The organism is Streptomyces sp. SID3343 (genome assembly GCF_009865215.1).
In the GTDB taxonomy this organism is placed as follows: Bacteria; Actinomycetota; Actinomycetes; order Streptomycetales; family Streptomycetaceae; genus Embleya.
Map to the genome: position 1 here is coordinate 1 of NZ_WWJX01000646.1, position 7,856 is coordinate 7,856.

General features: G+C 70.1%; 6 protein-coding genes and 1 pseudogene. 6 read left to right on the top strand and 1 reads right to left on the bottom strand.

Translation table 11 applies throughout. The annotated features are described in order from the left end of the window. Positions 1-567: 567 nt before the first annotated feature. From rpsB to rlmN, 6 genes are all read left to right on the top strand, one after another. A complete protein-coding gene (gene rpsB / locus GT354_RS19850) occupies positions 568-1,536 on the top strand; it encodes a 30S ribosomal protein S2 (protein ID WP_161357640.1) in 969 nt (322 codons plus the stop codon). Positions 1,537-1,735: 199 nt separating this feature from the next. After that, positions 1,736-2,569 (top strand): translation elongation factor Ts, encoded by an 834-nt coding sequence (gene tsf, locus GT354_RS19855; RefSeq protein ID WP_161357641.1) that lies wholly within the window; start codon positions 1,736-1,738, stop codon positions 2,567-2,569. 86 nt (positions 2,570-2,655) lie between these two features. Further along, a complete protein-coding gene (pyrH, locus tag GT354_RS19860) occupies positions 2,656-3,444 on the top strand; it encodes a UMP kinase (protein ID WP_346012093.1) in 789 nt (262 codons plus the stop codon). A gap of 32 nt (positions 3,445-3,476) precedes the next feature. Beyond that, positions 3,477-4,034, top strand: coding sequence for a ribosome recycling factor (gene frr, locus GT354_RS19865; protein WP_161357643.1), 558 nt, complete (start codon positions 3,477-3,479; stop codon positions 4,032-4,034). After that, the gene (locus tag GT354_RS19870; protein ID WP_161357644.1) at positions 4,034-5,353 is read left to right on the top strand and encodes a phosphatidate cytidylyltransferase; all 1,320 of its coding nucleotides are present in this window, start codon (positions 4,034-4,036) and stop codon (positions 5,351-5,353) included. Before frr ends, GT354_RS19870 begins: the two co-directional genes overlap by 1 nt. Positions 5,354-5,535: 182 nt before the next feature. Further along, positions 5,536-6,642 carry a 23S rRNA (adenine(2503)-C(2))-methyltransferase RlmN gene (rlmN, locus tag GT354_RS19875; RefSeq protein WP_161357645.1) on the top strand — a complete coding sequence of 369 codons (1,107 nt, stop codon included), beginning with the start codon at positions 5,536-5,538 and terminating at the stop codon, positions 6,640-6,642. A 418-nt stretch (positions 6,643-7,060) separates the two neighbouring features. Here rlmN and GT354_RS19880 read toward each other — a convergent pair. Next, positions 7,061-7,856 (bottom strand): annotated as a pseudogene (locus tag GT354_RS19880) (hypothetical protein); the annotation flags it as partial.

Sequence of the window (7,856 nt, forward strand, 5' to 3'; positions counted from 1 at the left end):
CGGTCGAGCGCCGCCCCCGTCGCGGCCGGCCCCCGACGCCACCGGCGAACGACCGGCCGACGCAGCCGCCGCGAGCAACAACACACACAACAGGGCCGGCCCGCGCCCCGGAATCGATGCGTTCATGTGGCCACCCTCGGCGACCGGATCGCCCGCGCGGCGCACCCGACCCGAACCTGTGGACAGATCCCGCCACATCGGCCGCGGAACCCGTGTGTGTGGACAGTGGTTTGACACTCGGTCAGGACCTGTGCACAGCCCGACAAGGCCGGAAAATCACCGATAAACGAGTGGCCGGAAGGCGAGTCGCTCGCCCCCGCGCGGTTCCCGTACACTTCCCGGAGCGGCCCGGCTTTCCGGGCCGACTTCGCACGCCCACCTTCGAGCCACCGGCGTTCCCTGCGGGACGCTACGGACGGGACTCGACGGGGACGCCTCTCGGTCCGGGATCCGCAAAGACCTCGGCATGGTGTCGCGGGCGTCAGGCGTGACGACGACCTGTCGTCACGGAACAACCGAGAGTCCCGGGCACGACCGCCGGGACGCGAAACCAAGGAGCGTACGGCCATGGCCGTCGTCACGATGCGGGAGCTGCTGGAAAGCGGCGTCCACTTCGGTCACCAGACCCGCCGTTGGAACCCGAAGATGAAGCGCTTCATCTTCACGGAGCGCAACGGCATCTACATCATCGACCTGCTCCAGTCGCTGTCGTACATCGACCGCGCCTACGAGTTCGTCAAGGAGACCGTCGCCCACGGTGGCACGATCCTCTTCGTCGGCACCAAGAAGCAGGCGCAGGAAGCGATCGCCGAGCAGGCGACGCGCGTGGGCATGCCCTACGTCAACCAGCGCTGGCTCGGCGGCATGCTGACCAACTTCTCGACGGTCTACAAGCGCCTTCAGCGCCTCAAGGAGCTCGAGCAGCTCGACTTCGACGACGTGGCCGGCTCGGGCATGACGAAGAAGGAACTGCTCGTCCTCAAGCGCGAGAAGGACAAGCTGGCGAAGACCCTCGGCGGTATCCGCGACATGCAACGCGTGCCTTCGGCCGTGTGGATCGTGGACACCAAGAAGGAGCACATCGGCGTCGGCGAGGCCCGGAAGCTGCACATCCCGGTCGTCGCGATCCTCGACACCAACTGTGACCCCGACGAGGTCGACTACAAGATCCCGGGCAACGACGACGCGATCCGCTCGGTCACGCTGCTCACCCGCGTGATCGCCGACGCCGTCGCCGACGGTCTCATGTCGCGCTCCGGTGGCGCGCCCGACAAGGCCCCCACCGCCAGTGAGCCCCTCGCCGACTGGGAGCGCGAGCTCCTGGAGGCCGGCAAGAAGGACGAGGCCGCCGCGGCTGCCGACGCCCCCGCCGCCGAGGCCGCCGAGCCGACCGTCGAGTCCGGCCCGGTCACCGAGGCCGACGTGCAGGCCGAGGCCACCGAGGCTGCCGCTCCGGCCGCCGAAGAGGCTGCTGCCCCCGCCGCCGAAGAGGCCGCCGCCGAGGCGCCCGCCGCCGAGGCCGACCCGCAGGTCTGACCCCAAGCGAGGGGTACGACGGCCACGCCGACGTACCCCTCGCCCTGTGCCCGGACCCGATCACGGTGCGTACACATCCCGTACGTCCCCGTATGTGTCGATACGGCCACCGCCTTTTGACCTTCGGCGAGTGGGCACCACCCACCCGCAGTGGCTCGGGCAACCGGGCCGACAACGCCAGAGACGAGAGAATCAGGACATGGCGAACTTCTCCGCCGCGGACGTGAAGAAGCTCCGTGAGCTCACCGCCGCAGGCATGATGGACTGCAAGAAGGCCCTCGAAGAGGCCGAAGGTGACGTCGACAAGGCTGTCGAGATCCTTCGCGTCAAGGGCCAGAAGGGCGTCACCAAGCGCGAGGGCCGCTCGGCCTCCAACGGCGCGGTCGTCGCGGTGCTCGACGGCAACGCGTCGGGTGTGCTGCTCGAACTCAAGTGCGAGACCGACTTCGTCGCCAAGAGCGACAAGTTCATCGCCGCCGCCAACGCCCTCGCCGAGCACGTCGCCAAGACGTCGCCCGCCGACGTCGCCGCGCTGCTCGCGAGCGAGATCGAGGCCGGCAAGACCGTCCAGCAGTACGTGGACGACGCCAACGTCACGCTCGGCGAGAAGATCGTGCTCGACCGCTTCGCGCAGTACGCCGACGGCTTCGTCGCCACGTACCTGCACAAGACCAGCCCCGACCTGCCCGCGCAGATCGGTGTCCTGATCGAGCTCGACGCCGCCAACGCCGAGGTCGCCAAGGACGTCGCGCAGCACATCGCCGCGTTCTCGCCGACGGTGCTGACCCGCGAGGAGATCCCGGCCGAGACGGTCGAGAACGAGCGTCGCGTGGCCGAGGCCACCGCGCGCGAGGAGGGCAAGCCCGAGGGCGCGCTCCCCAAGATCGTCGAAGGCCGCGTGACGGGCTACTACAAGGAGAACGTGCTGCTCGACCAGCCGTTCGCCAAGGACAGCAAGAAGTCGGTGAGCAAGGTTCTCGACGAGGCCGGCGTCAAGGTCAAGCGCTTCGCGCGCTTCCGCGTGGGTGTCTGAGCAGTACCGCGCGACACCTGCCCCACCACGGGGCATGCAGTAGGCAAAGGGTAGTGAATGTGAGTATGGCGAGGAGGCCGCAAGGCGTGGAGGGAACCGTGCAGGAAACCGAAACGAAAGCGGCCTCCTCGTCGTCCGCCGAGGGCGACGAGCCGAACCCGTATGCCCGCCGAGTGTTGCTCAAACTCTCCGGCGAGGCTTTCGCGGGCGGCGGGGCCCTGGGTGTGGACCCCGACACCGTGCAGACCATCGCGTTGCAGATCGCCGATGTCGTCCGCCGCGGTACCGAGGTCGCCATCGTGATAGGCGGTGGCAACTTCTTCCGGGGCGCCGAGTTGCAGATTCGCGGCATGGACCGCGCGCGCTCGGACTACATGGGCATGCTCGGAACCGTGATGAACTGCCTCGCGCTCCAGGACTTCCTGGAGAAGCAGGGCATCGACACGCGCGTGCAGACCGCCATCACGATGGGCCAGGTCGCCGAGCCGTACATCCCGCGCCGGGCCGTGCGACACCTGGAAAAGGGTCGCGTGGTCATCTTCGGCGCGGGCATGGGCATGCCCTACTTCTCGACCGACACCACGGCCGCCCAGCGAGCGCTCGAGATCGACGCGGTCGCGCTGCTGATGGCCAAGGGCGTCGACGGCGTGTACGACTGCGACCCGAAGACCAACCCGGACGCGGTCATGTTCGATCGTCTCGATCACGCCGAGGTGCTCGCCCGCGGGCTCAAGGTGGCGGACGCCACCGCGATCAGCCTGTGCATGGACAACGAACTGCCGATCGTCGTCTTCAACCTGCTCGTCGAGGGCAACATCGCCCGCGCCGTGCGGGGTGAGAAGATCGGCACCCTGGTCAGCCGTACCGACGGCTGATCGACGGCGACAGGACCGGGACAGGAGCCGAGATGATCGACGAGATTCTCCTCGAAGCCGAGGAAAAGATGGAGAAGGCCGTCACGGTCGCCAAGGACGACTTCGCGGCGATCCGCACGGGGCGGGCCACGCCCGCGATGTTCAACAAGATCCTGGTGGACTACTACGGCTCGCCGACCCCGGTGAACCAGCTCGCGTCCTTCACCACGCCCGAACCGCGCATGGTCATCGTCACCCCCTTCGACCGCGGCTCGACGCCCGCGATCGTCAAGGCGATCCGTGACTCGGACCTGGGCGTCAACCCGACCGACGACGGCAAGCTCATCCGTGTCGTGTTCCCGCAGCTGACCGAGGAACGCCGCAGGGAGTTCATCAAGCTCGCGCGGGCCAAGGGCGAGGACGCGAAGATCTCGCTCCGGGCGATCCGTCGCAAGGCGAAGGAAACGCTCGACAAGATGGTCAAGGACGGCGAGAGCGGCGAGGACGACGTGCGTCGCGCCGAGAAGGAACTCGACGACACGACCCACAAGTACGTCGCGCAGATCGACGAGTTGCTCAAGCACAAGGAAGCCGAGCTGCTCGAAGTCTGATGAACGATTCGACCTGGGGCGGCACGCCGCCAGCCGATTCGCCGGCCGAACCCTCGGCCGACCCGCAGTCCGGCCACGACCCGTACGGAGCGTACGGCGCGTGGCCGGAGCAGGCCGCCGGTGTCGTGGCGACGCCCTACGCCTCGAACGGGCAGGGCGCCGAGGGCTACCCCGTCCACGCGCAAGGCACCCACGGCTCGGACGGTCACGGCCGCCCCGAGTCCTACGGCGACGACGGCGCCACCCGTGCGCAGCAGCACCGGCCCGCGGCCGTCGGGGTACAGACACAGGATGACCACACGCAGGTGCTGTCACCGATCGCGGGCCACGACCTGCGGGACGAACCGGAGCCGTCGCCGGATCCGCTGTTTCGCCAGGAGCCCGCGCGGGCGGACGTCGCGCGTTCGGGCACCGGGCACAAGGGGCTTGCGGTGACCGACGAACCTCCGGCCAAGCGTGTCGGCAAGGCCGGGCGCAACCTCCCTCAGGCGATCGCGGTAGGGGCCGGCCTCGGGGCTGTCATCGTCGCTTCGCTCCTGACTCTTCCGGTGCTGTTCGTCGGCGTCGTGCTGATCGCGGTACTGGTGGGCCTGTGGGAACTGACCGGCGCGTTCGGCAAGGCCGAGGCCGTCGCCGACGCGTCGGGGCGCACCCCGCAGGGCGCGACCGTCGGCCGCGGCATCCGCCTGCCGTTCGTACCGCTCGCGGTGGGCTCGGTGGCGATGCTCGTCGCCGGCTACGCGCGTGGTGCGGAAGGCCTCGCCATCGCCACTGCGCTGACCGCCGTCGCGGTCATGGTCTGGCGGATGACCGAGGGACAGGAGGACTTCCTGCGGGACATGACCGCAGGCGTCTTCACCGTCTTCTACCTGCCGTTCCTGGCCGGTTTCGCGGTGCTCATGCTCGCGGACGACCAAGGCGCGCAGCGCGTGCTGACCTTCATCATCCTGGTGGTGTGCGCCGACACCGGCGCGTACGCCGCCGGAGTCACCTCCGGCGGCCCGCACAAGATGGCCCCCACGATCAGCCCCGGCAAGAGCTGGGAGGGCTTCGCGGGCGGGGTGGTCACCTCCGCGGTGGCCGGCGCCCTGTGCGTGATGCTCATGCTCGACGGCGCGTGGTGGCAGGGCGCCGTGGTCGGCGTCGCGGCCGCCGCGGTGTCCGCGCTCGGCGACCTCGCCGAGTCGATGATCAAGCGGGACCTGAAGGTCAAGGACATGGGCAGCCTGCTGCCCGGTCACGGCGGCGTGATGGACCGCCTCGACTCCCTCCTGGCCGCGGCCCCCGTGGTGTGGCTGCTGCTCGCCGCTTTCGTCTGACGCGACGGACGACGCACGACGCACGACGCACGACCGACGGTCCAGAACCGAGAACCGAGAACCGGTCCCACCCGTCACCAGCCCGACCCGGACAGGCCGCGTGTGTGCGCAAACGGGGCCGAAACCGGCCCCGCCCTGCTCTCTCTCACAAAGATCGAGCCACCTGCGACACTGGACGAGCCATGCCCAAACCAGGAGAACTCACCTTCACCGCGCCGCCGCGTCGTTCGAAGCCGCCGCGCCACCTTGCCGACCTGACCTCCGCCGAGCGCCGCGAAGCCGTCGCCGAGCTGGGGGAGAAGCCGTTTCGCGCGGCCCAGCTGTCCAAGCACTACTTCGGTCACCTCTCGGACGACCCCGCGCAGTGGACCGACATGCCCGCCGCGTCGCGGGCCAAGCTCGCCGAGGCGCTGCTGCCGACGATGATGACGTCCGTGCGCGACATCTCGTGCGACGACGGCGCTACCCGCAAGTCACTGTGGAAGCTGTTCGACGGCACGCTCGTCGAGGCCGTCCTCATGCGCTACCCGGACCGGGTCACGATCTGTGTGTCCTCGCAGGCCGGCTGCGGGATGAACTGCCCGTTCTGCGCCACCGGCCAGGCGGGCCTGACCCGCAACCTGTCCACCGGCGAGATCGTCGAGCAGGTGCTCGCCGGCGCCCGCGCGCTCGCCCGGGGCGAGGTCCCCGGCGGACCCGGCCGAGTCAGCAACATCGTCTTCATGGGGATGGGCGAACCGCTCGCCAACTACAAGGCGGTCGTCGGCGCGGTGCGCCGGTTCACCGACCCCACCCCCGACGGCCTCGGTATCTCCGCGCGCTCGGTGACGATGTCGACGGTCGGCCTGGTGCCGGCGATGTACAAGCTCGCCGAGGAGCGCGTCCCGGTCACGCTCGCCCTGTCGTTGCACGCGCCCGACGACGACCTGCGCAACACGCTCGTGCCGGTGAACACCCGGTGGGACGTGCGCGAGGTGCTCGACGCGGCGTGGCACTACGAAGGGGTCACCGGGCGCCGGGTCTCGATCGAGTACGCGCTGATCAAGGACATCAACGACCACGGGTGGCGGGCCGACCTGCTCGGCCGCCGGCTGAAGAACCACAACGCGCACGTCAACCTGATCCCGCTGAACCCGACCCCGGGCTCCAAGTGGACCGCGTCCACGGCCGAGCGGCAGGAGGAGTTCGTCCGCCTGTTGACCAAGCACGGCGTGCCGGTCACGGTCCGAGACACCCGCGGTCGTGACATCGACGGCGCGTGCGGGCAGCTCGCCGCCGCCGAGGTGTAGGGCGTCGACAGCCCGATCCGGTCAAGATACTCGCTGATATAGAACGGGTAACGGAATCCTTATCGGATCCTTAGGCGCCTGGGGGCAGACTGATCTCAGTGCCAAGCCGCCGGATCCTTTGATCCCCCCGTTCGAATGAGCCGGCGGCGGCACGCCCAAGCCGCCGGTCGAAGGGACACGATCCGGCGCGCGGCTCGGGGTCGCGTGGCCCCCGAGACGATGAGCACTTCGAGCCCGCCGCGGAAGGGGACGCCGCGCCGGGCTCGGAGTGTTCTCCCATGTACGGGGGCTTTTTCGCAGGCCAGAGGCTATCGGTGGAGATTCCCGAGGCCCAGGCCCGGTGGAGGCCGGTGTGGATCTCCACATCCGCCGGACATCCGCGGCCCGGCACCAAGGCCGACCCGCCCCGCTTCGTGACTCAGAGCCGGCGCCGCCGTTGTGCGCCGCCGTCACGCACCACCACCCAGCCCGCCGTGATCAGGGCCGCCGTGAGGAGCGTCACGGCCCAGGCCGTGCCCAGGTCCGCCGCCCGTGTCGACACCGTCGGGAACGGGCTGCCCGCCCGGGACAACCACGCCGCCGGCGCGCCGATCGCCAGACCGGTCGCCACGCACACCGTCACCGGCAACACGAGGGAGACCAGCGCCGCGCGGCGATCCACCGGCGCGGTCGCACCGAGCGAATGCAACGTGCGCGAGGTCTCGCGCCGGGCCGAACCGTGTTCGACGGTCACCACGAGCAGGATCGCCACCGCCGACACCGAAGCCGCCGCGACCAGCACGAGCAGCGGCGCGTCCGACATCCGGATCCGGGCCCGCTCGCCCGCGAGGCGGCTCGTCGTCACCACCGCCACCGCGATCGTGGCCAGGCCCAGCGGTCCGCCCATCCCGCCCGCGCTCGACTCGATCCGGCGGGCCGCGCACAGCGACCACGCCTTGTCCGCGCGAGCCGCCCAGCCGGTACCGGCCCACCCCACCAGCCACGGCACGGTCAGCGCCGCGCCCAGGAGCAGGGCCGCGTAGCCGGTCGCGGCCGCCGGGCGGGCGGCCCCGGCCCACTCCGTGGGGCGGCCGAGGTCGGTGACCAGATACTGCGCGAGCAGCCCGGCGAGTACGAGCAACGGCCCGACGTAGGGCGGAATCCTGGACGGCGCCCGCGTCGGCGGCATCCGCACGGCGTAGCCCGCGGCCGCCGCGGCGGTGAGCGGGACCAGC